The organism is uncultured Maricaulis sp. (assembly GCF_963976135.1).
Taxonomy (GTDB): Bacteria; Pseudomonadota; Alphaproteobacteria; order Caulobacterales; family Maricaulaceae; genus Maricaulis.
Window position 1 is genome coordinate 1 of sequence record NZ_CAXBKN010000040.1, and the last position, 24,543, is coordinate 24,543.

Annotated in this window: 27 protein-coding genes and 2 other RNA genes; 8 read left to right on the plus strand and 21 right to left on the minus strand. The window is 62.8% G+C overall.

Annotated elements, in window-relative coordinates; all coding sequences use genetic code 11:
* The first annotated feature begins 153 nt into the window (after positions 1-153).
* Both AAC023_RS07205 and AAC023_RS07210 read left to right on the plus strand, forming a co-directional pair.
* Positions 154-1,305 carry a helix-turn-helix transcriptional regulator gene (locus tag AAC023_RS07205; protein ID WP_339739626.1) on the plus strand — a complete coding sequence of 384 codons (1,152 nt, stop codon included), beginning with the start codon at positions 154-156 and terminating at the stop codon, positions 1,303-1,305.
* Between the two features lie 172 nt (positions 1,306-1,477).
* Positions 1,478-2,158, plus strand: a complete 681-nt coding sequence (locus AAC023_RS07210; protein ID WP_339739628.1) for a DUF4386 domain-containing protein — start codon at positions 1,478-1,480, stop codon at positions 2,156-2,158.
* A 117-nt stretch (positions 2,159-2,275) separates the two neighbouring features.
* On the opposite strand, the gene AAC023_RS07215 is transcribed toward AAC023_RS07210, so the two are convergent.
* The 4 genes from AAC023_RS07215 to AAC023_RS07230 all read right to left on the minus strand — a co-directional run bounded on the left by AAC023_RS07215 (position 2,276) and on the right by AAC023_RS07230 (position 3,772).
* Positions 2,276-2,845, minus strand: a complete 570-nt coding sequence (locus tag AAC023_RS07215; protein ID WP_339739630.1) for a 5-formyltetrahydrofolate cyclo-ligase — start codon at positions 2,843-2,845, stop codon at positions 2,276-2,278.
* 4 nt (positions 2,846-2,849) lie between these two features.
* Positions 2,850-3,008, minus strand: a non-coding RNA gene (ssrS, locus tag AAC023_RS07220) — 6S RNA.
* Positions 3,009-3,043: 35 nt separating this feature from the next.
* Positions 3,044-3,472: a cell division protein ZapA gene (locus tag AAC023_RS07225; protein WP_339739632.1), complete on the minus strand. Its 429-nt coding sequence runs from the start codon at positions 3,470-3,472 to the stop codon at positions 3,044-3,046.
* 6 nt (positions 3,473-3,478) lie between these two features.
* Positions 3,479-3,772, minus strand: a complete 294-nt coding sequence (locus tag AAC023_RS07230; protein ID WP_339739634.1) for a DUF4164 family protein — start codon at positions 3,770-3,772, stop codon at positions 3,479-3,481.
* A gap of 235 nt (positions 3,773-4,007) precedes the next feature.
* Between AAC023_RS07230 and AAC023_RS07235 the strand changes: the two genes are divergently transcribed.
* Positions 4,008-4,592, plus strand: a complete 585-nt coding sequence (locus AAC023_RS07235) for a hypothetical protein (protein ID WP_339739636.1) — start codon at positions 4,008-4,010, stop codon at positions 4,590-4,592.
* Here the strand turns inward: AAC023_RS07235 and AAC023_RS07240 are convergent.
* From AAC023_RS07240 to rmuC, 3 genes are read right to left on the minus strand one after another with little or no spacing between them, the layout of a single operon-like run.
* The gene (locus AAC023_RS07240) at positions 4,589-5,617 is read right to left on the minus strand and encodes a glycosyltransferase family 2 protein (protein ID WP_339739638.1); all 1,029 of its coding nucleotides are present in this window, start codon (positions 5,615-5,617) and stop codon (positions 4,589-4,591) included. The genes AAC023_RS07235 and AAC023_RS07240 overlap by 4 nt on opposite strands.
* A 24-nt stretch (positions 5,618-5,641) precedes the next feature.
* Positions 5,642-6,169, minus strand: a complete 528-nt coding sequence (gene def / locus AAC023_RS07245; RefSeq protein ID WP_339739640.1) for a peptide deformylase — start codon at positions 6,167-6,169, stop codon at positions 5,642-5,644.
* Positions 6,170-6,216: 47 nt separating this feature from the next.
* Positions 6,217-7,647: a DNA recombination protein RmuC gene (gene rmuC, locus AAC023_RS07250; protein ID WP_339739642.1), complete on the minus strand. Its 1,431-nt coding sequence runs from the start codon at positions 7,645-7,647 to the stop codon at positions 6,217-6,219.
* Between the two features lie 135 nt (positions 7,648-7,782).
* Here rmuC and AAC023_RS07255 point away from each other — a divergent pair, with 135 nt between their 5' ends.
* Entirely contained in the window at positions 7,783-8,901 is a 1,119-nt protein-coding gene (locus tag AAC023_RS07255; protein ID WP_339739644.1) for a GNAT family N-acetyltransferase, read from the plus strand.
* Here AAC023_RS07255 and AAC023_RS07260 read toward each other — a convergent pair.
* The 6 genes from AAC023_RS07260 to AAC023_RS07285 form a co-directional block, all read right to left on the minus strand.
* Positions 8,898-9,620 carry a queuosine precursor transporter gene (locus AAC023_RS07260; RefSeq protein WP_339739645.1) on the minus strand — a complete coding sequence of 241 codons (723 nt, stop codon included), beginning with the start codon at positions 9,618-9,620 and terminating at the stop codon, positions 8,898-8,900. The two genes, AAC023_RS07255 and AAC023_RS07260, sit on opposite strands and share 4 nt — an antisense overlap.
* Positions 9,621-9,684: 64 nt before the next feature.
* Entirely contained in the window at positions 9,685-10,290 is a 606-nt protein-coding gene (gene recR, locus AAC023_RS07265; RefSeq protein ID WP_339739647.1) for a recombination mediator RecR, read from the minus strand.
* A 19-nt stretch (positions 10,291-10,309) separates the two neighbouring features.
* Positions 10,310-10,633, minus strand: coding sequence for a YbaB/EbfC family nucleoid-associated protein (locus tag AAC023_RS07270; protein WP_339739649.1), 324 nt, complete (start codon positions 10,631-10,633; stop codon positions 10,310-10,312).
* On the minus strand, positions 10,630-12,396 hold the full coding sequence (locus tag AAC023_RS07275) for a DNA polymerase III subunit gamma/tau (RefSeq protein ID WP_339739651.1): 1,767 nt from the start codon (positions 12,394-12,396) through the stop codon (positions 10,630-10,632). Before AAC023_RS07275 ends, AAC023_RS07270 begins: the two co-directional genes overlap by 4 nt.
* A 68-nt stretch (positions 12,397-12,464) precedes the next feature.
* An RNA gene (ffs, locus tag AAC023_RS07280) (signal recognition particle sRNA small type) lies at positions 12,465-12,563 on the minus strand.
* Positions 12,564-12,607: 44 nt separating this feature from the next.
* Entirely contained in the window at positions 12,608-12,829 is a 222-nt protein-coding gene (locus AAC023_RS07285; RefSeq protein WP_339739653.1) for a hypothetical protein, read from the minus strand.
* A gap of 160 nt (positions 12,830-12,989) precedes the next feature.
* Here AAC023_RS07285 and AAC023_RS07290 point away from each other — a divergent pair, with 160 nt between their 5' ends.
* Together AAC023_RS07290 and nudC are read left to right on the plus strand one after the other, a co-directional pair.
* Positions 12,990-14,345, plus strand: a complete 1,356-nt coding sequence (locus AAC023_RS07290; protein WP_339739678.1) for an MBL fold metallo-hydrolase — start codon at positions 12,990-12,992, stop codon at positions 14,343-14,345.
* Between the two features lie 95 nt (positions 14,346-14,440).
* Positions 14,441-15,364 (plus strand): NAD(+) diphosphatase, encoded by a 924-nt coding sequence (nudC, locus tag AAC023_RS07295; RefSeq protein WP_339739655.1) that lies wholly within the window; start codon positions 14,441-14,443, stop codon positions 15,362-15,364.
* Positions 15,365-15,431: 67 nt separating this feature from the next.
* On the opposite strand, the gene AAC023_RS07300 is transcribed toward nudC, so the two are convergent.
* Complete coding sequence (locus AAC023_RS07300; RefSeq protein ID WP_339739657.1) at positions 15,432-15,956, minus strand: porin family protein; 525 nt, start codon at positions 15,954-15,956, stop codon at positions 15,432-15,434.
* A gap of 337 nt (positions 15,957-16,293) precedes the next feature.
* Here AAC023_RS07300 and AAC023_RS07305 point away from each other — a divergent pair, with 337 nt between their 5' ends.
* The gene (locus AAC023_RS07305) at positions 16,294-16,992 is read left to right on the plus strand and encodes a cytochrome c family protein (protein WP_339739659.1); all 699 of its coding nucleotides are present in this window, start codon (positions 16,294-16,296) and stop codon (positions 16,990-16,992) included.
* Positions 16,993-17,071: 79 nt separating this feature from the next.
* Here AAC023_RS07305 and AAC023_RS07310 read toward each other — a convergent pair whose 3' ends face one another.
* Genes AAC023_RS07310 through AAC023_RS07320 form a run of 3 tightly spaced genes read right to left on the minus strand, consistent with a single transcriptional unit; the run spans position 17,072 to position 19,656 of the window.
* Entirely contained in the window at positions 17,072-17,923 is an 852-nt protein-coding gene (locus AAC023_RS07310; protein ID WP_339739662.1) for an NlpC/P60 family protein, read from the minus strand.
* Complete coding sequence (locus AAC023_RS07315) at positions 17,863-18,249, minus strand: MarR family transcriptional regulator (RefSeq protein WP_339739664.1); 387 nt, start codon at positions 18,247-18,249, stop codon at positions 17,863-17,865. The genes AAC023_RS07310 and AAC023_RS07315 overlap by 61 nt, the downstream gene beginning before the upstream one ends.
* 48 nt (positions 18,250-18,297) lie before the next feature.
* The gene (locus AAC023_RS07320; protein ID WP_339739666.1) at positions 18,298-19,656 is read right to left on the minus strand and encodes a leucyl aminopeptidase family protein; all 1,359 of its coding nucleotides are present in this window, start codon (positions 19,654-19,656) and stop codon (positions 18,298-18,300) included.
* A 118-nt stretch (positions 19,657-19,774) separates the two neighbouring features.
* Here AAC023_RS07320 and AAC023_RS07325 point away from each other — a divergent pair, with 118 nt between their 5' ends.
* Complete coding sequence (locus tag AAC023_RS07325; RefSeq protein ID WP_339739668.1) at positions 19,775-20,569, plus strand: tetratricopeptide repeat protein; 795 nt, start codon at positions 19,775-19,777, stop codon at positions 20,567-20,569.
* 51 nt (positions 20,570-20,620) lie between these two features.
* Here the strand turns inward: AAC023_RS07325 and AAC023_RS07330 are convergent, their stop codons facing one another.
* The 4 genes from AAC023_RS07330 to AAC023_RS07345 form a co-directional block, all read right to left on the minus strand.
* A complete protein-coding gene (locus AAC023_RS07330) occupies positions 20,621-21,115 on the minus strand; it encodes a hypothetical protein (protein WP_339739670.1) in 495 nt (164 codons plus the stop codon).
* A 62-nt stretch (positions 21,116-21,177) separates the two neighbouring features.
* Positions 21,178-22,176, minus strand: coding sequence for a type II secretion system F family protein (locus AAC023_RS07335; RefSeq protein ID WP_339739672.1), 999 nt, complete (start codon positions 22,174-22,176; stop codon positions 21,178-21,180).
* A 10-nt stretch (positions 22,177-22,186) separates the two neighbouring features.
* Positions 22,187-23,176: a type II secretion system F family protein gene (locus tag AAC023_RS07340; protein WP_339739674.1), complete on the minus strand. Its 990-nt coding sequence runs from the start codon at positions 23,174-23,176 to the stop codon at positions 22,187-22,189.
* Positions 23,177-23,178: 2 nt separating this feature from the next.
* Positions 23,179-24,543 (minus strand): CpaF family protein (locus AAC023_RS07345; protein WP_339739676.1); only part of this gene is annotated, 1,365 nt, incomplete at its 5' end.

Consider the following 24,543-nt stretch of genomic DNA (forward strand, 5'->3'; position numbering starts at 1 on the left):
AATTCCGGGATATTACAGATACCTGACTTGCGGAGACAGCTGCCTGACACCAATCGTTTGACACCATTTGTTTCCGGCATGGTGTAGGCGACGCGGGCAGCCAGCAATAATCGGTGATTGCCCCGCGCCGCAATTCGTTGGACAAGGAATGGGATGTCCGACACGTTTTTGACAATCGCATACGCCGTCGCAGCCGGATCAATCGGCTTTGCGCTCGCCCTGGCCCTGACCAGACCAGGTCAGCGTAGCGACCATGTCCTTTTCTTTTGCGTGCTCCTGATCGCGCTTCTCGCGCATGTTCTCGGGCAGCTGCTCATCATTTCGGACGTCTATCGTCTCGCACCGCACCTTGTGGGCGTTGACCTCTCGATCAAGATGGCGTTGGGCCCGGCTGTCTTTTTCTATACGCGCGCGCTGATCTCGCCGGAGAAGCCAGGATTTGGCGGCCTCGACTGGGCGTCTCTTCTCGGCCCCGCGCTCGTGATTCTCGTAAGCCTTCCATTCGCGGGCTTGAGCGCCGAAGAGAAACTCGCCCTGGTGGACCCGGCGACCCGGAACCCCGTTCATTTCAGAATCGCGCTGTTCACATGCACCGCGTCGCTTTTCCTTTTTCTTGCCTTTACCGCCTTTTATCTCATCGCCGCCCTGAGGCTGCAGATGCGGCACCGGCAGCGGATGATGGAACAGTTCGCGAATATCGAACGCCAGTCACTGGATTGGCTACGCGCCATTCTCTTCGTATTCGCCGGTGCCTGGGTGTTCTTCGCCGTCAAGCAAGCGCTCTGGCTATCGGGCGTATCGATCCCGGCCTTCAACATTGCCCTGGCCTTCACCGAATCCCTGGCGATAGCAGCCTTTGCCTATCTCGGTTTGCACCAGCCGGAGTTGAATTTTGAAAAGGCCTCCAAAGCCGGCTCACAGACCCGGCATCCGATCCTCACGGTTGAGCGCATGCGCCGAACCGCGGCCAAGCTGACAGGTGCCCTGAACACGAACAAGCTCTATGCCGACAATGACCTGTCACTTCGCAGGCTCTCCGACATCACCGGCGTTACCAAGAACCACATCTCCGAAACGCTATCCCAGCATCTGGGCGTGAATTTCTTTGACTTTGTGAACAGCCATCGTGCCGCCGAGGCCAAACGGCTGCTGACCGAGACCGACCTGAACGTTCTCGAGATCGGCCTGGAGGTCGGGTTCAACTCCCGGTCCACCTTCAACGCCGCGTTCAAGAAACATGTCGGCTCTCCTCCCAGCACCTATCGCGAGGATGCAGGCAACGCCCGGACGCACGACGCGGCATAATCTGACAAAATCATCCCAACGACGTCCGAATAGCCCCATTCGGACGACAGACAGCCTGACCTCCCTCAGTTTCGATCCGCCGGCATTCGACACCGGCCTGGATCATTGCTTGATAGAAGGAGGCGCTCACGCCATGTCTGCAATACACCACACTGAAGCAACCGCTCGCCGCATGGCTCGGCTGGCCGGGTTGTCATACCTCGTCTACACCTTGGCGGGGCTGTACATCACCTTCGGGCCAATTCCATCGCTCAGTGCGCTTTCGGAGCAAAGTGCCGCGTCGCCGGCGCTCGAATTCATGTTCCGTACGGGGTTTCTGGCCGAGGCTGTGCTCTACACCTTTGTCTGCATCTCAGCTGCCGCGATGTATGTCGTTCTGAGGTCGGTAAGCCAGGGTGGCGCGCTCGTTGCTGCCTTCTGCCGGCTGATCGAAGGTGCGATGGGCGCAACATTCATCATCTTCAAATATGCCGCTTTTGCAGCGGTCGTGAACCCGGATCTGACCCCGGGCCTGTCGGGCGAGGAGCGCGTCTCGCTCGTGGCGTTCCTGCGCGACATCTACGGATCGGCGCTCTACATCCTGCTTATTCCGATGGCCGTGGGCGGTGTGATCTTTTTCAGCCTGTTCTTCCGGTCGCGCCTTATTCCCCGCTGGCTGTCTGCCTGGGGTATTGTGACCTACTCGGTGATCGGAACCCTTGCGGCGTCAATCATATTATACCCGTCCCTGGCAGAGCAGGTCATGCTGTTTTTCGTGCCAGGCGCCTTGTTCGAATGGGTCGCCGCGTTTTGGCTGTTGTTTGCAGGCATCAACACGAAAGCACGCGTCGGGGAGCCATCAACTGCCGGCTAGAGCGTCGCTGTCCGGGGGCTGTCACAAATGGTGGCAGCACCCATTGAGGCAATTGGAGGCAATTGGGACAGACAGGATTATCGGGCTCGCGAACACCAGCTCATCGTGTCTATCCCATCACCCCGTCCAGAAAAGCCGCTCCCCGGTCACCACCCCGTCCAGCGGCTGATCGAACTCATCCACCGGCACCGCCGCCACGATCTGCGCCTCATAGGCGAGCCCGATCGCCAGCGGCGCGCCTTTGGCGCGCAGCCCGGCCAGCGTGCGGTCATAATAGCCCTTGCCGAAGCCGAGGCGGTTGCCGTCGGGATCGACCGCCAGCAGAGGCACCAGGAGAACGTCCGGGACAAGTTCCGGGGCGCTCTCCTGCGGCTCCATCAGGCCAAAGGCCCGGCGCTGCAGCGGATCGCCGGCGCGCCACTCGCGGAACTTCAGGGGGTGGCCGGGGCCAATGACTATAGGCAAGGCGAGGCCGGCGCCCCGCGCCTCCAGCGCCGTCATCAATGGGCGCGGGTCGAGCTCGCCGGGTAGCGGCCAATAGCCCGAAACCACCGAGCCTGGCGCCACACGCTCAAACGGGAAATGCTCCACCAGCCGCTCACCGGCATCGGGATCGCTCTCATGGGCGGCCTGGCGCGCCGCAAGGGCGCGCCGCCGCAACTCATCCTTGAGCGCTTGCAAATTCATGTGGCGGCTCTCCACCTGCGCCGGCAAGACATGTAAATCCCCACTGACCCGACGGTGCAGGTGGGCGCCGCGTACAGAGGACCAGGGTCCCTAGCAGAGGCAGCTCCCTCGTGGTGATGTACGGTCCGTGGGATTTATGCCCCATCGCACGCTGCAGATAACCGCCGGGATTATATGTGAGGCCTAACCGGCTCCAGCTCAAGGGCGGGCATCTGCAAATCGGATCTTCTGCTCAGAGACGACCGTCTCGCCGGCATCGAGATCGCGCTCGGGGAAGTCGAGACTGGCGGCCAGGGCCTCGAGGCGCTGGGCCGCCTTGAGAAGGTGATCCGCCAGCTGCTGGCGCTCCTCGCCATATTCGCTATCGGAACCCTGGTTCTCGGAACGCAAATGTTCGAGTTCGGCTTCCAGTGTCTCGACGCGGCGCTCGGCATCTTTCAACTCGTCAACGACAATCAGAGAAGCCATCACGGCGAGCCGCAAATCACCGATCTGACCGACCTGGTTGGCCATCACCGACACCTTGCCGTCGAGATAGCCAGCCAGCTCACGCAGATAGGCTTCCTGCCCGTCTTCGCAGCCAATTGTATAGATCCGACCATTGAGCGTGACCGCCACCTTGGACATAGCCGACTAGACCTCCTCGTCTACATAGAGGCGCAATTCGCCAATCGCCCGATCGAGCGCATCCGATGTCTCTTGCGCAACCTGCTGCAAGGCCTGCTCACGCGCCTTGGCCGTATCCAGGGCATCGGCGAGCCGGGCCCGGTCATCATCGCTGTCGCGCGCGCCGATTGCGGCGGACTCGGCGCGCTCGACGCGGCCGCGCAGCTTCTTGGTCTGCCCTTCAATGCGCGCCAATGCCCCGTTGAGCCGTGTCACGGCCGCCAGCAGAGGATCATCAGCGGAATTGGCTTGCGACGTCATGCGCCTAAAATCCGCTGCGTTGCGTCAAAGTTCAAGTACTCTCTCAAGTTTGCCGCCCCACGCCTTGACTCCTGTGATCAATACCGGGTTTTCTCGCACCGGATCGGGGCGAAAGCGAGGCCAATATCCGTGCGCGTCTGCCCGCTGTCAGCCGGGATCACGGCGTTGACCCGGCCAGGCATCCGCGCCAAACAGTGAAACCGTGTTCCGCCGCTCACCCAGGTCAGAAATTTCGATGTACAGCCTGCCCGACTGGGCCTTCTACCCGATCGCCGCCCTGGCCGTCGCCGGAATGGTGGCCGGCGCCCTGAGCTATGGCGATAATTCCGAGCGCTCGCCCGAGGAAATCCTGACCGACGGGATCCTGTTCGAAGGCGACAGTCTCAACGCCATCACCACGGGCAATGGCCTGAGCGCCCGCATCCTGCGCGAAGGCGAGGAAACCTTTGCCCGCATCGATGCCGTGCGCGGCCCGTTTGACGGCATGCAGTCGGCCGGCGCCTTCTTCGCCCTGTCCCCGGGCGAACTCGATGCGATCCAGGGCCGGCGGGTGCGCCTGCGATTCACGGTCCGCAGCGCGCCGGAATTCGGCGCACCCGGCATCCGGCTCAATTTCTTCGTGCCCGGTTTCGGTCAGGATTCCGGTGAGCATGTTGAAATCAGCGAGCGGTTCGAGACCTTCACCCTGGAAGCGGCGTCGCCGGAGTGCAGCTGGGAGTTTGGCTATATCGGGATGTGGCCGGATTGGGATTTCGAACACAATACGGTCGACCTCGAGCGCGTCGAGCTGACCGCGCTGGACCGCCTGCCTGATTGCTAGGTCCGGCCCGGCGCTACGGGACGGATATCGGGTGCACGCGTCAGCAGGCGAGCCGGATTCCAGCTCATCGCCCGCGCAATCTGCCAGACCCCGCTGACCCGTTTGTCCTGGATATCCCGGCGCGACACCATCATCTCGTCGCAGCCCTTCAGGGCATCGCGCAAGGCCCGGCCAAACACGGTGAACTGCCCGAAGCGAGCGGCCGAGAGCCAGAGCAGGAGCGTCACGCCGGCATGGACCGGGCTCAACACCCAGAACAGCCAGCCGGGCGTATTCTTCAAAAAGACCCAGAGCCGGTTGCGCACACCGTAATAGGTCGCAAATTCCGAACGGCGTCCCGATGAGGCGTAGCCGAGATGATCGACCGCGGCATCGCGCAGCTGCATCGCCTGGTAGCCCGCCAGCTTCGCCCGGTAGGCGAGATCAACATCCTCATTATAACAGAAGAAGCGCTCATCGAATCCGCCCAGCTTGTCAAACAATGACCGGCGCCAGAAGGCGGCCGCACCGCAGACCGCGAAGACTTCACCATCATCGGGCAAGAGCGTGACCGGCCGCATATAGCCGGCGCGATAGGCCAGCCCGGTGATGTGATAGACATCGCCGACACCGTCGAGCAGGCCGGGATAATTCGCGGCATACTGGGTTGAACCGAACACGGAGATGCCGGGATAGCGCTGCGTCGCGGCGACAAACTGCTCCAGCCAGTCGGGCCGGGCAAAGGCATCGGGATTGAGCAGGGCCAGCCATTCGCAATCGGCCATTTTCGCGAGCCGGTTATTGCCGCCGGCGAAACCGAGATTCTCCTCGCTCTCGACGAAGCTCACCCAGTCGGGCAGCGCCGCGCCATCGATGCGTTCGTCCGGCGGCGAGCCATTTTCGAGCACGAAAACCTGGCGGGGCTTGACCGTCTGTGCCGCCAGCGCCGCTATGCACTGGTCGAGCGTTGCGCGGCTGCGATAGGCCACGATGAGCACGGCGATATCGGCGACCGGCGGCTGCGATCCGGTTTCAGAAAATGTCATCTGGACAGACCCACGCCGGTTCGATCAGGCCGCGTCTTCGCGGGTCTTGTCTTTTTCCAGCTTCTTGACCCGGGCCACGGCGCGCTGGCGCTTGAGGCGCGAGAGATAGTCGATGAAGAGAATGCCCTCGAGATGATCCATCTCGTGCTGGATACAGACGGCAAACATGCCCTCGGCAATTTCTTCGCGGCGCTGGCCGTCATAATCGAGATATTCGATCTTGATCCGGTCCGGTCGTTCGACCTCGTCGAACACGGTCGGCACGGACAGGCAGCCCTCTTCATAGGGTTGCAGCGTATCCGACGGGTCGGAGAGGACCGGATTGACGAAAAAGCGCGGCTGCGGCGCTTCGTCGGCCTTGGCCAGATCCATCACGATGACGCGCTTGGGCTCTCCGACCTGGATTGCAGCCAGGCCGATACCATCAGCGGCATACATGCTCTGCAGCATGTCATCCATGAGTTCGCGCAAATCATCGTCTACCCGGTCGACGGGTTTGGACACCAGTTTCAGGCGCGGATCGGGAACGGTGATGATTTCTCTGACAGCCATGCCCCCTAGATAGGGCGAGCCGGTTAGCGAATCAAGAATTGGACGCTTCAGTCAGCCACTTCCGGGGCGGTCAGCGCGCGCGGTGCCTCACCTTCCTCCTCGGTGTCGAGGCCCGCCGCTTCGAGATAATCATCGGGCAGGGATTTCTTGGTGCCGGCGCCGAGCTGTTTGAGCATTTCGGTCTGGCGAACGAGATTGCCGCGCCCCTCGGACAATTTGCCCTTGGCATCGTGCCAGGCAGTCTTGGCCGCATCGATGCGCTGACCGACCTTTTCCAGATCGCCGATAAAGCCCTCAAACTTGTCATAGAGCGAGCCGGCTCGGCTGGCGATTTCGCGGGCATTCTGGTTCTGCCGGTCGATGGTCCACAGATTATGCACGGTGCGCATCGCCATCATCAGCGTTGTCGGCGTCGCGATCATGACATTGCGTTCGCCGGCGAAGATCGAGACCTCCGGATCATTCTGCAGCGCCAGCGAGGCGGCACCTTCGAGCGGGATGAACATCAGCGTGAAATCGACACCTTCATAGAATTGGGCATAATCCTTGTCGCCGAGCGCCTTGATGTGCGTGCGCACGGAGTTGATATGCTGTTTCAGCGCCACGCCGCGCGCGTCCTCGTCGTCCGCATTCACGCAACGCTCAAAGGCGGTCAGGCTGACCTTTGAATCGATCACCAGGCGTTGTTTACCCGGCATTTCGACCACGACATCGGGCCGGCGGCGGGCACCGTCATCGGTGGTCTCGCTCTGCTGAGTGAAGAATTCCTGGCCCTCGCGCAAGCCGGCGCGTTCCAGGATCGTCGCCAGCACCATCTCGCCCCAATCGCCCTGCACCTTGCCCGAGGAGCGCAGCGCATTGACCAGCCCCTTGGCGTCGTCGGACATCTGGCGCGCATCCGAGTGGAGGGTCTGGATCAGGGTCTTGATCTCGGTGGTCTGACCCATGCGTTTTTCAGCATCATCGATCACCCGTTTCTGAAAACCGTCGAGTTGTTCTCGCAAGGGCTTGAGCAAGACCTGCAGGCCTTCGGCGCCCTGCTTGTTCATTTCTGCACCACTGGTCTTGAGAATTTCGGCAGCGGTCGACTTGAAGGTCTCGGTCAATTTCTCGCGGGCTTTTTCGAGCTCGGCGAGTTTTTCGTCATGATGGCGGATGGCGGCGTCGTGTTCAGCGCGCAGGCTGGCGAACTGGGTGTCCAGCTTGCCCTTCTCGGCCTCGACGGCCTCGAGCTTCTGGCGCAGACGATCACGCTCCTCGACCGCGGTCTCGATGCGCGCAAGGGCCTGGCGGGCTTCCGACAACGCCGCGGACTGGCGATCCGCCTCGTTGCGCAACTCGTCGCGTTCGAGCTTCAGCTCCTCGACCTGCGCCGCCGTTGCGGCACCGCTATCGGCCGGCTTGCGAACCAGAATGACAACCAACAGCACGAGCACGATGCCGAGGCCGGCGAGCAAAAGAAGAGTGGCGGTATCCATGGCGTCGATCCGAATCTGATGGGTGAGCTCAAGCCTAGCACAGCGGCCCGGACAAAAGCTGTCGCCTGCAATTAGGCGGGATCAATCCGGCCCGCAACTTGCTTCTCCCCTCAGAAGCGAAAACGGGGAAGCTGAATGAACGTGAAAATCGTTTCAATCGGGGACATTGACGCGGAGATGGTCTCGCGCTGGAACGCTTGGGCGGCTCCCGGCGGCCGGCTTGTCAGCCCCTATCTGAGATTCGAATTCACCCGCTGCATCGCGCGCGTGCGCGAAGATGTCCGCATTGCCATCTTCGAGGATCATGGCGAGATCGCCGGATTCTTCCCCCATCATGCAGCCCGCGAGGGTGTGATCCGGCCGATTGGCGCGCCGATGAGCGATTATCAGGGCATCATCGCACCGCCGCACCGCGAGTTTGATCTCAAGGGCCTGCTCGGCAGGGCCACCAGCTCGGCGCTGGTCTTCGATAACTGGTACGGGCCGCTGGCCGGGCAAGGCCGGGAAATCCGGGGCGCCGACATGTCAGCGATTGTCGACCTTGCCGATGGGGCCGACGCTTATTTCGAGGCGCGCAAGGCTGAATTCCCCTCGCATTTCCGCAAAACGGCCCGCTTGCAGCGCAATGCGGAACGCGATCACGGGCCGGTCCGGGTGCAATTGGGTGATCCCGACGGGCGCCTGTTCGAGGCGTTGTGCGGCTGGAAGCAGACCCAGTATCGCGCGACCGGCAAGCTCGACGTATTCGCGATCGACTGGGTGCAGGCGGCGCTGTCCGATTTGCGCCAGGGCGAAGGTTCGGAGTTTGGCGGCATGACTGCAGCACTCTGGTTCGGCGACCGTCTTGCCGCTGTGGAATTCGGTCTGGTGGCCGGCGATGTCTACCACTCCTGGTTCCCCGCCTATGATCCCGAACTGGCGAAGTATTCCCCGGGTCTGCTGTTGATGCAGGGCCTGTTCAGGCAGGCCCGCAAGCGCGGCATTCACCGCGTCGATCTCGGAGCGGGCAGCGCTCACTACAAACAGTATTACCGCAGCTATGAAGTGCCACTCGGACATGGACGCGTTCTGGGTCACGGATTTGCAGCTCTGGGTATTCGCAGCTGGGAATTGACGGAATCCGCAGCGCGCATCATGCCGGGCAAACTGGGTGAAATCCCCGCCCGCCTGCGCCGCCGCTGGGCCCAGGCCTCGGCCTTTGAAGCGGGTTTACCGCCCCGCCTGGCCAGCATGGCCCGAGCCCTGGCGCTCTAGCCGCGAAAGTCGAGCAATCGCCGGCCTTCCGCGAAATTGCGGATCAGGTAGATCGCCGGCGTGTCGAACGCCGCAACCAGGATTTTGACGACAATCTGGCCCAGGATCAGGCTGCCGATCGCAGCCAGCGGCACGGTGCCCAGGAATCCGGTGCAGATGAAGATGATGCTGTTGAGCATCTGCGAGGCGATGGTCGAGACATTATTGCGGAACCAGAGCCGGTTCTTGCCCGCGTCACGCTTCTGGAAATAGTGGAAGATCAGAACATCGGTACTGGCACTGATGCCAAAGGCGAGCATGCCCGCAATATTGAGCCGGTTGCCGGCCTGAAACACTGAAACGAAGGCCGCCTGTCGTTCCTCGGTCCAGCCCTCGGTGGGGGAGATGAAAGGGAAGACCTGCTCGGCGTAGAGCGCATACAGGATCAACACCATCATCAGCACCCGCATCACCATGCCGACCAGCACGACGCACAGGGCATAGCTGCGGCCCCAGACTTCGCTGATCGCGTCGGTCGCCAGATAGGTGAGACCAAAGGCGATGGTCCCGGCCGGAACCAGGACCGTCAGACCACCAATATGGAATTGCTCAAGCTTGACCGAAGTCAGCGCAGCGATGACCAGGGAGACCATGAAAAGGCCGATGCAGAAGAACAGGGTGACAGTCTTGCGCGTCAGTCGGACGTCCAGGTGCAGGCTTTGCTCCGATTTATCGTCCATTGCCGGTCACCCCCTTGGTTGGTGAGCCGACAATAGAGCGATTTGCCCGACTGAACAGGGCTGTCTATACCGCCGCGCGGCTGCGGAAAGCCGCGGCCAGGGTGCCATCATCGAGATAGTCGAGCTCGCCGCCCACCGGAACGCCGCGCGCCAGCGACGTGACCGAGACGCCCGTTGGCGCCAGCTTGTCGGCGAGATAATGCGCCGTCGTCTGGCCATCGACCGTGGCATTGAGGGCCAGCACGATTTCAACGATCTCCTCGCGCGCCGCGCGTTCGATCAGCTTGGCGATATTGAGGTCTTCGGGCCGCACGCCATCGAGCGCTGACAACACACCGCCGAGCACGTGATAACGGCCCTTGAATGCGCCGGCGCGTTCGAGCGCCCACAGATCCCCCACCGTCTCGACCACGCATAGCGCCGCCGGTTGACGGCCCGGCGAGGCGCAGACGGCACAGGGATTGGTGACATCAAGATTGCCGCATTCGCCGCAGGCGCCGATCTTGTCGGCGGCATCGCCCAGCGCTTCGGCGAGCGGGCGCATCAGGCTGTCGCGCTTGCCCAGCAGATGCAGGGCCGCACGCCGCGCCGAGCGCGGGCCAAGGCCAGGCAATTTGGCGAGCAGCGCCATCAGGCGTTCGATTTCGGGTCCGGCAGAAGCGGTGCGCATCAGGTCAATTCCAGTCCGCTCAGCCCGGCATAGACATGCCGGGTGGCAATTGCAGGCCGCCCGCGACGTCCTTCATCACGTCCTGCTGCATGGCTTCCATCTTGCGCTTGGCATCGTTATGGGCCGCCATCACCAGATCCTCGACCACCTCGCCCTCGGCTGGGTTGAGCAGGGATGGATCGATCGACAGGGCCCGCATTTCGCCCTTGCCGCTCAGGGTCAGCGTCACCAGTCCGGCGCCGGCTTCACCGACCACCTGGCTGGCGGCGAGTTTTTCCTGCGCTTCGGCCATTTTCTGCTGCATGGCCTGCGCCTGCTTCATCAATCCCATCAGATCGGTCATGCGCGATTCTCCGCTTGGCTGGTCTCGTCATCGGGTTCAGTGGTCGGGACGGCGTCAATCACGCGGACGATCTCGGCACCGGGGAAGAGACGCATCGCCTCCTCCACGGCCGGGTCACTGCGAATATCGGCCATTCTTTCCTGCTTGCCACGCTGGCGGCGTTCCGACCAGGTCTCGCCGCCCTTGGCATTGGCGTCGGCGAGGATCATCCAGCGCGTCTCGGTCCATTCCTGCAAGCGCTTGGACAGGCGCTGTGCCAGGTCTGACGGCGCGTCCTCGGTCGGCTGATAGGTCATGGCACCGGGCTTGAAGGAGACCGGCCGGACGCAGCGCTCGACATCGAGTTGCAGAATGATGTCGCGGCGATCCTGCAGCATGGCGATCAGGGCTTCGAATGTGTCCGGGCCCTGCTGTACATCGGGCGCATCGGCGGCCTCGGGCTCAATGTCGAGAGCAGCTTCGGTACCGGCCGGGAGAGCGGCCGGCTCAGACTTTCCCGGCGCCTCCCTGTCGGCAGGCGCCGGTGGCTGGCTGGCGAGCAGGCGCGCGGCGTCTTCCGGGGGCGGCAGCATCGAGGCCGCAACCAGGCGCAACAAGGTCATCTCCGCAGCGGCCAGCGGATCGGGCGCGGTTCGGACATCATCGAGCGCGGTCAGCAGGATTTTCCACAAGCGCGTCAGCTGGGCCAGGCTCTGGCTCTCGGCGATGGCGGCGAGGCGCTGCACCGTATCGGCAGCCTCACCGAGATCGGCACCGGTGCCGACCGCCTTCACGCGCGAGGCGGCATGAACATAATCGAGCAGATCGCGTGTCACCACGACCGGGTCGCCGCCGGCATCATAGAGCGAAGAGAGTTCTGTCAGGGCTTCCCTGGTACGCGCGCCCAGCGCATGTTCGAGCAGATCGAGCACACGGGCACGATCGGCCAGGCCGAGCATGTCCCGGATCTGGACTGCGGTCACAGGACCATCCGCCTCGGCGCCCTGGACAATCGCCTGGTCGAGCAGGGAGAGCCCGTCGCGCACAGACCCTTCGGCGGCGCGGGAAATCAGCGACAGCCCGTCACGTTCGACCTGCGCCGATTCGAGACCGCATATCCGCTCAAGGTGATCGGTGAGAACCTCGCGATCAATCCGCTTGAGATCGAAACGCTGGCAGCGCGACAGGACCGTCACGGGCACTTTGCGAATCTCTGTGGTGGCGAAGATGAATTTGGCGTGCTCGGGCGGCTCCTCCAGCGTCTTCAACAGGGCGTTGAAGGCGGAGGTCGAGAGCATGTGGACCTCATCGATGATGTAGACTTTATAACGCGCCGACACCGGAGCGTAGCGGACGCCTTCGAGAATTTCGCGGATATCGCCAACACCGGTGCGCGAGGCGGCATCCATCTCCATCACATCGACATGGGCCGAGCGGGCGATGGCATCGCAATGCTCGCCGCGGACATCGAGCTTCATCGAGGGCTGATTGATCTCGGCATTGCGGAAATTCAGCGCCCGCGCGATCAGCCGCGCCGTCGTCGTCTTGCCGATGCCACGCACGCCGGTCAGCATATAGGCATGCGCGATGCGACCGGCGGCAAAGGCATTGGTCAGCGTGCGCACCATGGCCGCCTGGCCGATCAGGTCTTCAAATGTGTCGGGACGGTATTTGCGTGCCAATACCTGGTAGCCGGGAACAGGACCGGCCTTGGGTAGATCGAGCCCGGGCATCAGCGCCTCCGCTGCGCCTGTCTCGTCGGATGGCAGCGGCGTATCGTCCATATCGGCTCGCTTGATTGATAATCGAGTGCCTGAAATTCGGGCTGCGCGGGGCTAAGTGCGCTGGAGCGCGTGGAAGACCGGACAGCGACCCGTGCCAAAACTCGTTACGGCTGCTTCCTTCCGGACCTGACCGGGTTGGCGAGGAGCTCGTCCACCGCCGATCTTCCACGCCCTATATCGCAAGCCGGACGGCATGGTGCAAGTCATGGCTTCACTGCGGGCGGTGAAAACTGCCCTCGCCCATTCGCGCGGCGGCACCGAGAAAACTCGCATGATCGTCGAGCACCGCGATCAGCGCATCATCGCCGCCGGAAGAGACCAGTAAATCCCGCCAATAGCCGGTGACACGCGCCTGGGTCTCGAGCCAGTCCCGCACCGCAAGATCAGCCTGTCCAGCCTCGATATCCGCACTGTCCTGCATGGCTTTCCTCATCGCTTTCCACCTCCTGCCCCGCAGTTAATTGCGAATCGTTCTCAAATGCAAGCGCCAGGAACGGAGATTTCTTTCGACAGCCCGCAACATATTGATACGGTCGCAGACTTGTCCCACCGGGCCGCACGACACCATGCATCGGAGATCCGCCGTGACTGAAATGAGCCTGACCTGCATGGGGGCAGCCGGTACCGTCACCGGTTCGCGGCATCTGATCGAAGCCGATGGCAAGCGTATCCTGCTCGATTGCGGCATGTTCCAGGGCCGGCGTGATGTGCGGACGCGCAATTGGGAAGCCTTCCCGGTCGCACCGCATTCGATCGACACCGTCGTGCTGTCGCATGCCCATATGGATCATTCCGGCTATGTGCCGCGCCTGATCCACGACGGCTATGCCGGCGAGATCCTGTGCTCACCGCCGACGATTGATCTGTGCGGAATATTGCTGCCCGATAGCGGCTATCTGCAGGAACGCGATGCCGAATACGCCAATCGCAAGAAATTCTCCCGCCACAAGCCGGCCCTGCCGCTCTATACCGAGGATGAGGCCGAAGCCTCGATGGAGTATTTCCGCCCGGTCGAATTTGGCGTCGAGACCGATATCGGCCATGGCGCACAGCTGAAGCTTCGGCGCGCCGGCCACATCCTCGGCGCCGCCACGGTGGAGCTGAAATGGCATAATCGCACCATCGCCTTTTCCGGCGATCTGGGCCGCTATAACGACCCCGTCCTGTTCGACCCGGAGCCCATCGAGCAAGCCGATTATCTCTTGCTGGAATCCACCTATGGGGACCGGCTGCACCAGCAAGGCGATGCAAGCGAGGTGCTGGCCGAAATCGTCGAGCGCACCACGGCGCGCGGCGGCACAGTGGTCATCCCCTCCTTCGCCGTCGGTCGGGCGCAAATGCTGACCTATTATCTGTGGAAGCTGAAAAAGTCCGGCCGGCTGAAATCGGTGCCGGTCTATCTCGACAGCCCGATGGCAATCAATGCCAGCGCCATCCTGCGCCATCATTTCGGGGATCACCGCATCTCGCCACACGATGCCGGGGAGATTGGCGACATGGTCAATTATGTCCGCGAGACCGAGGCGTCAAAAGCCCTGACCGTCGACAAGATGCCGAAAGTGATCATTTCCGCGAGCGGTATGGCGACCGGCGGGCGCATCCTGCACCACCTCAAATCCTATGCCCCCGATCCGCGCAACACGATTGTCATTTCCGGCTTCCAGGCCCCGGGCACACCGGGCGCAACCCTGGTCGCCGGTGCCGACGAATTGCGGATCCATGGCCGCAATGTGCCCATCCTGGCTGAGGTCGAGGAGATTTCGATGCTGTCCGCCCACGCCGACAGCAATGAGCTCATGCAATGGCTGCAGGGTTTCAAGCGGCCGCCACGCAAGACCTTCCTTGTCCATGGCGAACCGGCTTCCTCGCGGGCGCTGCGCGAACGCATCGAGCGCGAGCTGGGCTGGCCGTGCGAGACGCCGGGCCATCTCGACCGTTTCGAGCTCTGAGCCGGGCCGCCCGTTGAAGCGCGCCCGCAACCCGGGTAAGGCTTGGCCTTGCCTGGTGGCCCCCGCCACCTGCGCCCTCAGATCCGGATTCTGCCATGAGTGACCGTTCCGTCCTGATCAATCGACCGCCTTTGGTATTTGCCGGATCGCCGCTTGATCGCGGCGAGCTGCTACGGCGTGACCCCGACAAGCTCGCCGCCCAGGCGACGCGCGAGAATGCCTGGACGATGGTGTTGTTTCGCGGGCTGCCGGCGATCACTGGTGGCGATGGTCTGGGCTGGCTGAAGCTCGACGAATGCACCCGCCTCTACGGCCCTGCCCTGCTGCAGGTCTATCTCGGCGAACTTCGCGGCGATCCGGTCTTCGCCACCGAACTGGCCCAGGAGCCACCCGCCGAGGCCGGGCTCGCCTTCATGGATGCGCGCCAGGCGGCGATGGCCCTGAGCCAGGGCGAGGCTGCGATCTTCGCCCATGCCAAGGCGCTGCTCGCCTGGCATGAGCGTCACGGATTTTGTGCCAATTGCGGCCAGGCCACAGAGATCGTTTGCGGTGGCGCGAAACGGGTCTGTGGCGGTTGCCAGGCCGAGCACTTCCCGCGAGTCGATCCCGTCGTGATCATGCTCGCCATTGATGGTGAAAACTGCCTGCTCGGACGGCAGGCCAGCTGGCCGCCGGGCATCTGGTCGGCGCTGGCCGGTTTCGTCGAGCCGGCGGAAACCATCGAGGAAGCCTGCGCCCGCGAATTGCAGGAGGAGGCTGGCGTCATCGCCGACATCGCCGCTATCCGCTATGTCATGACGCAGCCCTGGCCCTTCCCCTCCTCCATGATGGTCGGCCTGGTCGCACCGGTCACCCACGCCAGGGTCAAGGTCGATCAGCACGAGCTGGAGGATGCGCGCTGGTTCAGCCGCGACGAGGTCCGCGCCATGCTCGTCGGCCGCCATCCCGACGCCCAATTGCCACCATCTGTCGCGATCGCGCGGCGCCTGGTGGAATTATGGGCTGACGGGGAAATCTGAACTGGCAGACAAAAAAAGGGGCCGCACGCTCGGCGTACGGCCCTCTTCTGCAGTCTGATCGGGGCGATTAGCCGCCGAAACGGCGCACATAGCTGATGCCATACACGTCGGAGCTGCCACCATCATCATAGTCGAAATTGGTGTAGTCGAAGCGGACGCCATTGCGGCCGTCGAACAGATACTCACCGCCAATGCCGTAAGCCCAGGCGTCGGAGTCGGCGCTGGCGGAGAAGCCAGCGACGCTCGCGTCGATCTGGGTATTGGTGTAGCCGGCGCGCAGGAAGACATTGCCGTGCTCATTGCTGAACGGACGGATCACGCCGAACACGCCAACGGCATAGTCGAGGCTGACATCAGCGGTAATGCCCAGCTCGGTCACGCTGTCATCGCCCACACCGATATTGGCCTGACCTTCGACGCCGAAGTACTGGTTGAAGTCGTAGCGACCACGAAGCACAACGGAATCAAGGTCAACGCCGTCACCGCTGAAGCGCTCATAGCCGGCGCCGAGGGTGTAGCTCGCATCCTGGGCCTGCGCGATCGATCCGATTGCGAGTGCCGAGAGGGAAGCGGCGATAATGGAACGCATCATGTTGTTTTGAACCTCAGATAACATTTTCGTAATACACGCGTCATGCGTGCGGTTTGGAGCTCTCATCTCGGCCCGCAATCCGGTATTTTCAAGGCGTGAAATAAGGCGCTTCCGTGGCAGATACAGCGCCAGGCCTTCGCGCGTGCGGCCCCATGACGAGGCATGTGGGGATCGCGTTTTGCGCCCGCAAGCACACCGCTGATATTGCACCCCGCCGCCAGACCGCACAAAATGCGTCGCGATACCGCATGCACAGGAACGCGCTAGCCTGTTGCCTGCAAGCGCGGCGCATGCCAAACACGGCTCAACTTTCGGCTAAATCATAACGGGGGCGTCGATGGGCGATCTCTTCTTCAACAAGATTGCTGGCGTCATTATTGGCGGCATTCTTGCCATCCTGGTCATCACCGAACTCGGGCATATGCTGGTGAAATCCCATGCTGCCGAGGAATTGACGGCCGAGAACACAGCCTATCCGGTCGACTGGGCTGCCCTTGAGAGCGGTGGGTCTGCCTCACAGGAAGCTGTCATTGAAGGTCCAACCGATTACGCCCTGCTGCTTGCAAGTGCCGATATCGGTGCTGGTGAGCGCGTCGCCCGCCGCTGCCAGTCCTGCCATACTTTCGATAGTGGTGCTGCTGACGGTACGGGACCCCATTTGTGGAATGTTGTCGGCCGCGCGGTCGCCTCGGTTGCCGGTTTCAATTACTCCGGCGCGCTGCTCGAACTGGGGGGCGATTGGGGCTATGAAGAACTCGATGGCTTCCTCGAGCGCCCATCCGCCTACGCACCTGGCACCGCAATGACCTTCGCCGGATTGCGCGATGAAGGCCAGCGCATGGACCTGATTGCCTATATGCGCAGCCTGTCGGAATCGCCGATGGCCCTGCCCGATCCGCTGCCAGCGGCCGCGCCGGAAACTGTCGAAGCCGCCATGGATGAAACCATGGATGCGATGGAACTGCCGGCAGCGCAGGACGCGCCAGAACCGACGGAAACACCGGTTGACGAACCGGCTCCCGCTGACGGCCATTAAGGCCTGACCTGACTGATGAAAAAAGCCCCAGGAACCAGTGTTCCCGGGGCTTTTTTTTCGCCGGCCCCGAGGCCTGGCCTCAGGCTGGGCGGTAAATCGCGCGCACCGGCGCATGTGCCTCGCGGATACGCTGCTCGGCCACCGCGAAATCCTCGAGCGTGACATCCATCCAGTGGCCATTGGCGTGCAGGAGGTGCTCGCTATCGGTCATAATGCCGACATGGCCGGGCCAGAAGACAATATCGCCGCGCCGGCGTTCCGGCTGGTCTGTAACGTCCCGCCAGTGCGCGGCCAGAAAGGCTTCCTGCTGATCGGAATCCCGCGGCAGTGCCGTGCCGGCCGCCAGCAGGGCCATCTGCACCAGGCCGGAACAATCGAGCCCAAGACTTTCCTTGCCGCCCCACAGATAGGGCGCGCCGAGGAAGGATTCGGCGACGGCGACAAAATCGCCGGCTGTCTCGCCCAGTGGTCCACAATGGGGTGCGAACACCCAGCCCAGCCCGACCGCCTCGACATAGCGGCCTTCGCGGCGGCCGGCCCTGAAACTGCAATTGAGCGATAGCAGGAGATTGGGCTCGGATTTGAGATCGGGCTCCGAGAAGGCATAGGTGCGCAGCGCCGTCACGCGGTGATCAACCGCTTCGACATCCTCGCTCAGCGCCAGCAAGTCTACCCAGCCGACAAAACCATCGGCGCGGGAATAGCCCCAGCCCCAACCATTCTTTTCCTCGAGCAGGGCAAAGACATCACCGGCCAGCAATTGGTCATCCACCGCGCCATGCGGCTCCGGCGTCCGGCGGATCGCGACCGAAGCAGCGATCGCCTGGCGGTCGACGGGCTCGACAAAGCGCGCCGCCTCGACCTGGCCCTTCAGATGGGCAGCGGCAAGGTCGGGACGTGCGGGTGTGAGGCGGGGATCCAGAGCGGACATGAGGCGGTCTCCTCGGCGCGATGCGCAACGGTTTCGCCATAATCGTACAGAAACACAGCGCCTTTGACAGTGCGGTGCACCGAGACATCGCGCCGGTCGGCCTTGTCGCGCTTGCGGCGGATGAAGCCATGGCGTTCCAGCACATCGAGCGCCCGGGTCACCGCCGGCTTGGGCAGTTCGAGCGCCTGCGCCAGCTCGCGCACGCTATGGGGTCCGGGGCGCATGAAAATTGACAGCAAGAGCGCGAATTGACGTGCCGTAAGATCAGCCGCAGCGCCGCGCACGGCATCCGCCGAGACGCGTCTCATCATCTCAAGCGATGTCATCGCCTGCGAAGCCATATGGCAATCCTGAAGCCCGTGATCAATTCGGGCCTATTTTACGAAGCGCTGTTTGAGCATTTGGTAAACGGCGCGCGCGCCCTGCATCTCGCCGCCCTTGGGCCGGCCGGGACGATCCTTCAGATTCCAGCCGAAAATGTCGAAATGCACCCATTTGGAGGCCCCGACAAAGCGGCGCAGGAAGAGCGCCGCCGTGATCGAGCCGGCCAGCGGAATGGCGGCACTATTGACGATGTCGGAGATATCGCCCTCGATTTCACGCTCATAGCCATCCCACAGGGGCATGCGCCAGAGCGGATCGGAGACCGCGTTTCCGGCCGCGAAAATCTCGGCTGCCAACGCCTCATCATCCGTATAGAAGGGCATAACTTCCGGGCCGAGCGCGACACGGGCCGCACCGGTCAGGGTGGCGAAATCGATTAACAGGTCCGGCTTGTCCTCAACGGCGCGGCTCAGCGCATCGGCCAGGACGAGGCGGCCTTCCGCATCAGTATTGTCGATCTCGACCGTAATCCCCTGGCGCGAGACCAGGATATCGCCGGGCCGGAAGGCGTCAGCGCCGACCGCATTCTCGACCGCCGGCACGAGTACGTGCAGACGCACGGGCAGTTTGGCGGCCATCACCAGCTGGGCCAGGCCCATCGCATTGGCAGCGCCGCCCATATCCTTCTTCATCCAGCGCATGCCGGCGGCCGGTTTCAGGTCGAGCCCGCCACTATCGAAACACACACCCTTGCCGACCAGCGCCAGACGCGGATGTGCCGGATCGCCCCATTCCAGCTCCAGCAGGCGCGGCGCTTCTCCGGCGGCGCGGCCGACCGCGTGGATCATCGGGAAATTCTGCTTCAGCAGCGCATCGCCCTTGGTGATGGTGAGCTTGGCACCGTGTTGTTTTCCCAGTTTACGAAAGGCCGCTTCCAGGCCTTCAGGCCCCATGATATCGGCCGGTGAATTGACCAGGTCACGCGTCATCATCGCGGCAGAGGCGATGGCGGCGATCTCGGTGATATCGGTCCCCGCAGGCGGGACAAGGCGCGCCGGCGCGCGTTCAGCGGCCTTGAACAGGGTGAAACGATAACTCCCCAGCGCCCAGGCCAGCGAGACCAGGCCCGGATTGAGCGCTTCGGGCATGTCGTCGATCTGCCAGTCGCCCTCCGGCAGGCCAAAGGCCGCCGCGCCGAGCGCGAAGGCATCCTCGCCGGTGCCGATCCCGAAAAGGGCTCCGCAAATACTGTCCGATGGCAGCAGGACGACCTGGCCGGGTTTGGCCGCGAAACCGGCGGCGAGCGGGCGTTCCGCCGCTGGAAGCTGGGCGATCACCTCGTCGCGCCGGGCCTGGCTGACCAGGCGGACAGTCCGGGCCGTGGCCGAGGAGGAGAAAAACGAGTTCATGTGGCTGACCTTCCCTGCGGGATCATGGTGCGGCGATATCGCCGGCGCCCTGTGTATTAACGCATTCTTGACCGGGCGGGCGCAGATTCAAGCCAGGCTCGCAGTAAATGGTCCCCTCATGCGCATCTCATTCTTTGCCATCCCCCTTGCCGCCCTCGTTCTCACCGCCTGCGCGACCACCGCGCGCACCGATGACGAGCAGGCCCTGGCTGCCGAACTCGACGCGCGCAGCATCGTGCCGTCGACCAGTCAGGAGCGGAGCGCGATCCGAAGCCAGGACATGTTGACCCAGGCGACCTTCTGGGCCGAGGCGCATGAACTCAATCCATCAGATCTTGAAGCCGCCTACGAATTGTCCAATGCGCTGCGTCAACTCGGCAATCCACAGCGGGCGATCGAGATCGCGCAACAATCCCTCGCCCTGCACCCGGGTAGTTCGCAATTGCTGCTGGCCTATGGCACAGCCCTGACCTCGACCGGTCGCGGTACCCGCGCCACGGAATCGCTGCGCCGGGCAAGCCAGGCTGATCCCACCAATTGGCGTATCTTCAACACGCTCGGGGTCGCCTATGAACAGGGCGGCCAGCCCGATCAGGCCCGCCAGAGCTTCCGCACGGCCCTGGCCCTGTCACCGGGCGAGGCATCGGTGATGTCCAATCTGGCACTGTCGCACGCGCTGTCCGGCGAAGCGGAAACGGCCGAGGCCATGCTGCGCGAAGCCATGATCCGGCCCGGCGCGGAAGCCGCGGTCCGGCAAAATCTCGCTCTGGTGATTGCCCTTCAGGGCCGGTTTGCCGAGGCCGAGGAAGTGGCGCGCTATGACGTCACGCCAGCCATGGCGGAGTCGAATATGGCCTATGTCCGCGCCATGCTGACCTCACGGCGCAGCTATGATTCGCTTCGCGGCGACTGATGCCATCCTGTCGGGTATTGGGGTCGGCTGAACCGCACCGGAAACCCGGGATCAGCTTTCGACGAGCGGAATGGCGGGCGGCGGCGGTGGCGGCGCGATCTCGGCATCATCCATCTTCTTGAGCGGGAAATCCTTGCGCAGCAAAGGCGTGACCATGGTGTGGTCGAAGCGGAAATCTTCCACGAGGATACGCATTTCCATCGGTGCCTTGCCGCCCTTGGAGGCTTCGCTGGCCCGATAGAGCGCATACAGGCGCAGATAATTCTTGTCATCACGGCCCATCGACGTGTCGTCGAGGCGCGAACAGACGCTGATCAGCTTCTGGATTCCCTGTTTGTGACGTCCCGTTTTGAGCTCGATCATCGCAGTGGCGAGGTCGACCTTCCAGCCCATATCCGCAAAATGGGTTTTCGGCGCAGCCGCCAGCGCCTTGCGGGCCGCCGCAACATCATCCTCGAAGATCGCAGCCATGGCTGACGCCACAGCCAGATCAGCCGCATCAATCTGGTCGCGGAGCTTGTCCGCCGATTTACGCCCGGAAAACATGGGCTGTGTCCACCTGTTCAACATGGGCCTCGCTATTCAAATAGCGCGCCAGACGGCATTCGTCACATGCTATTGAAGCGAATGATCGCCGGGCCGAGGATAACCACGAACAAGACGGGCAGGAAAAACACAATCATCGGCACTGTCAATTTGGCGGGAAGCGCGGCCGCCTTCTTCTCGGCATTGGCCAGGCGCATGTCGCGATTCTCCTTCGCCATCACGCGCAGGGCCTGCCCCAGCGGCGTGCCGTAGCGCTCCGCCTGGATCAGTGAGGTACACACAGCCTTGACGCCGGGATGATTGGTGCGCGTCGCCAGATTCTCGTAGGCAATGCGTCGGTCTGGCAAATAGGCCAGCTCGGCCGTGGTCAGGGATAATTCCTCCGCCAGTTCCAGCGACTGATTGCCGATCTCCGAGGCGACCTTGTGAAAGGCGGCCTCGATCGACATGCCGGCCTCGACGCAGATCAGCAGCAGGTCCAGCCCGTCGGGGAAGGACCCCATGATGGATTGCTGCCGATTGGCGGCCGCGTTGGAGAGGTAGAGGTTCGGCGCGTAATAGCCGAGCATGCCGAAACCGAGCGAAAAACAGACCCGGGTAATGGTCGGCAGGCCGAAATCATTGACCATGAAGACGTAGAACAATGCGCCAGCCAACAGGATGAAGGGCATGGTCAGGCGGAAAAAATAGAATGTCACGGCCGGGCGGCTGCCGCGAAAGCCGGCCTGTTGCAGCTTCATCTGCAGGGCCGGATCCTCGAAGGCTTTTTGCAGGTTGAGCGAGTCGACAACCTTGCGCATCACGCCCTTGGCTTCGACGCTGCGGATGGAACCGCCGCCGCGCCCGCGCGAATTGGCCTCGAGCTGTTCGCGATTGCGCCGGCGCAGCTCCTCGCGCCGGTTGCGGACCGATTTGACACGCTTGTCGAGATTGTCGCCGCCCATCATCGGCCCGGCCAGGGTGACAATGGTGGCAAAGACGAGAATGGCGGAAACCGCCATGACAAGCATTTCGGGGTCGGTCAGGAAGTCGCGTATATCGTTGAAGCTGATGCCGAACATGCCCACCGCCTCACATCTTGAAATTGATCATGCCGCGCATGACGAAAATCCCGATCGCCATCCAGGTCGCGCCGCCCAGCAGCATGAGCTGACCGGTGGGGTGAATGAACATCTGGCTCATATAGTCAGGCGTCGTGGCATAGACGATGGCGAGCACGCCCGGTGGAAGCGAGCCGATGATCGCCGCCGAGGCCTTGGCTTCGCCAGACAGGGCATCAATCTTTTCACGCATCATCCGGCGCGCCCGCAGGACACCGGACAGATTGCCCAGGGTCTCGGCGAGATTGCCGCCGGTCTTCTGCTGAATGATCAGCACAGTGCGGAAGAAGTTCAGCTCGGGCAGCGGCATCCGCTCGCACATCTTGTCGAGCCCGTCCTCCAGCGACTGGCCGACCCGCAGGCCCTCCGTCAGAAGCTGGAATTCCGAGCAGATCGGCTCGGGCGATTCACGCGCGATAATGTTGAGGCACTCATTGAGCGGCAGGCCCGATTTGACGCCGCGAACGATAATGTCGATGGAGTTCGCAAACTCGCCAGTGAATTTGCCCTGGCGGCGCCCGCGCAATAATCCCAGTGTCCAGCGCGGCATGCCGAGCCCGGAAACCATCGCAATTCCCGCCGAAACCAGCAGGCTTTGCCCGGTCACCAGCGCGATCAGGAAACCGGCTACGCCCAGACAGGCGGAGGTGATCCAGAACACGGTCGGGGTAAAGCTCATGCCGGCCTGCTGGATACGCGCCTTCAATGTGATGGATTTCTTGCGAATATCCTTCTGGCGCTGCTCCATATCCTTGAGCGAATCCTGGACCTGGCGGCGTCTTTGCGCAGCGCTGTCGAGGGTGACAGCCGCGCGTTTGGAGCCGGTCCGCCCCCCCACGGCGCGGTCGAGACGCTTCTTCGACTGGGCATCGCCCATGGCACCCAGCGTGACCCAGCCCACACCGCCCACGGCGAAGAAGGCGGCGGCGGCAGCGAGGATAAAGGCGAGATCGGGGCTCATGTTCAGGCCTCCGATGCGTCGAGGGCGGCGGCCAGCTCACGGTCGAGCCCGAAATAGCGGGCCCGGTCCCAGAATTTCGGACGCGCAATACCGGTCGAGACATGGCGGCCGATAATGCCGCCATCATCATCCTCGCCCTGGATTTCGTAGAGGAAGAGATCCTGGGTGACGATCACATCGCCTTCCATGCCGACCACTTCGGTGATGTGGGTGATCTTGCGCGAGCCATCGCGCAGGCGCGCGGCCTGGACGATGACATCGATCGAGCCGACAATCATCTCGCGGATTGTGCGGGTCGGCAGATTATAGCCGCCCATCGTGATCATGGATTCGATCCGCGCCATGGCCTCACGCGGGGAGTTGGCGTGCAGCGTGCCCATCGAGCCGTCATGGCCGGTATTCATCGCCTGCAGCAGGTCGAAGCTCTCGGGCCCGCGGACCTCGCCGACGATGATGCGTTCAGGGCGCATGCGCAGACAGTTTTTGACCAGATCCCGCATGGTGACCTCGCCGCTGCCTTCCAGATTGGGCGGGCGGGTTTCGAGGCGCACCACATGCGGCTGTTGCAGCTGCAGCTCGGCGGCATCTTCGCAGGTCACGACGCGCTCATCGAGCTCGATGAAACCGGTCATACAATTGAGCAGGGTCGTTTTACCGGAACCGGTACCGCCGGAGATCAGCACGTTACAGCGGCTGGCGCCGATGACGGCGAGAACTTTGGCGCCCTCCGGCGTGATCGAGCCATAATTGACCAGATCCGGCATGGTCAGCTTGTCTTTTTTGAACTTCCGGATCGTCAGTGTCGGGCCATCAAGCGCCAGTGGCGGCGCGATGACGTTGACACGGGAACCATCGGCCAGACGCGCATCACAGATCGGCGAGCTCTCATCGACGCGGCGGCCGACCTGGCTGACGATGCGCTGACAGATATTCATCAGCTGGGCATTGTCGCGGAAGCGGATATTGGTCTTTTCGACCTTGCCATTGACTTCGATGAAGACGGCATCGGCGCCATTGACCATGATGTCGGAGATGTCATCGCGCGCCAGAAGCGGCTCGAGCGGACCATAGCCGAGCACATCATTGCAGATGTCCTGGAGCAGTTGTTCCTGCTCGGCGATCGACATCGCAACATTCTTGATCGAGATGATTTCGGTGACGATATCGCGGATTTCCTCCGCGGCAGTCTCCTGGTCGAGACGCGATAACTGCCCCAGATCGATGGTATCGATCAGGGCGTTGAAGATCGTCGTCTTGATGGCGTAGTATTCTTCAGAGCGTCCCCCAACCGGGTCGGCCGCTGCACGCGCGGTGCGTGGCGCCGCCTTGGCGGGCAATTTATTGCCGGGCTTGGGCGCCTGTTGTGG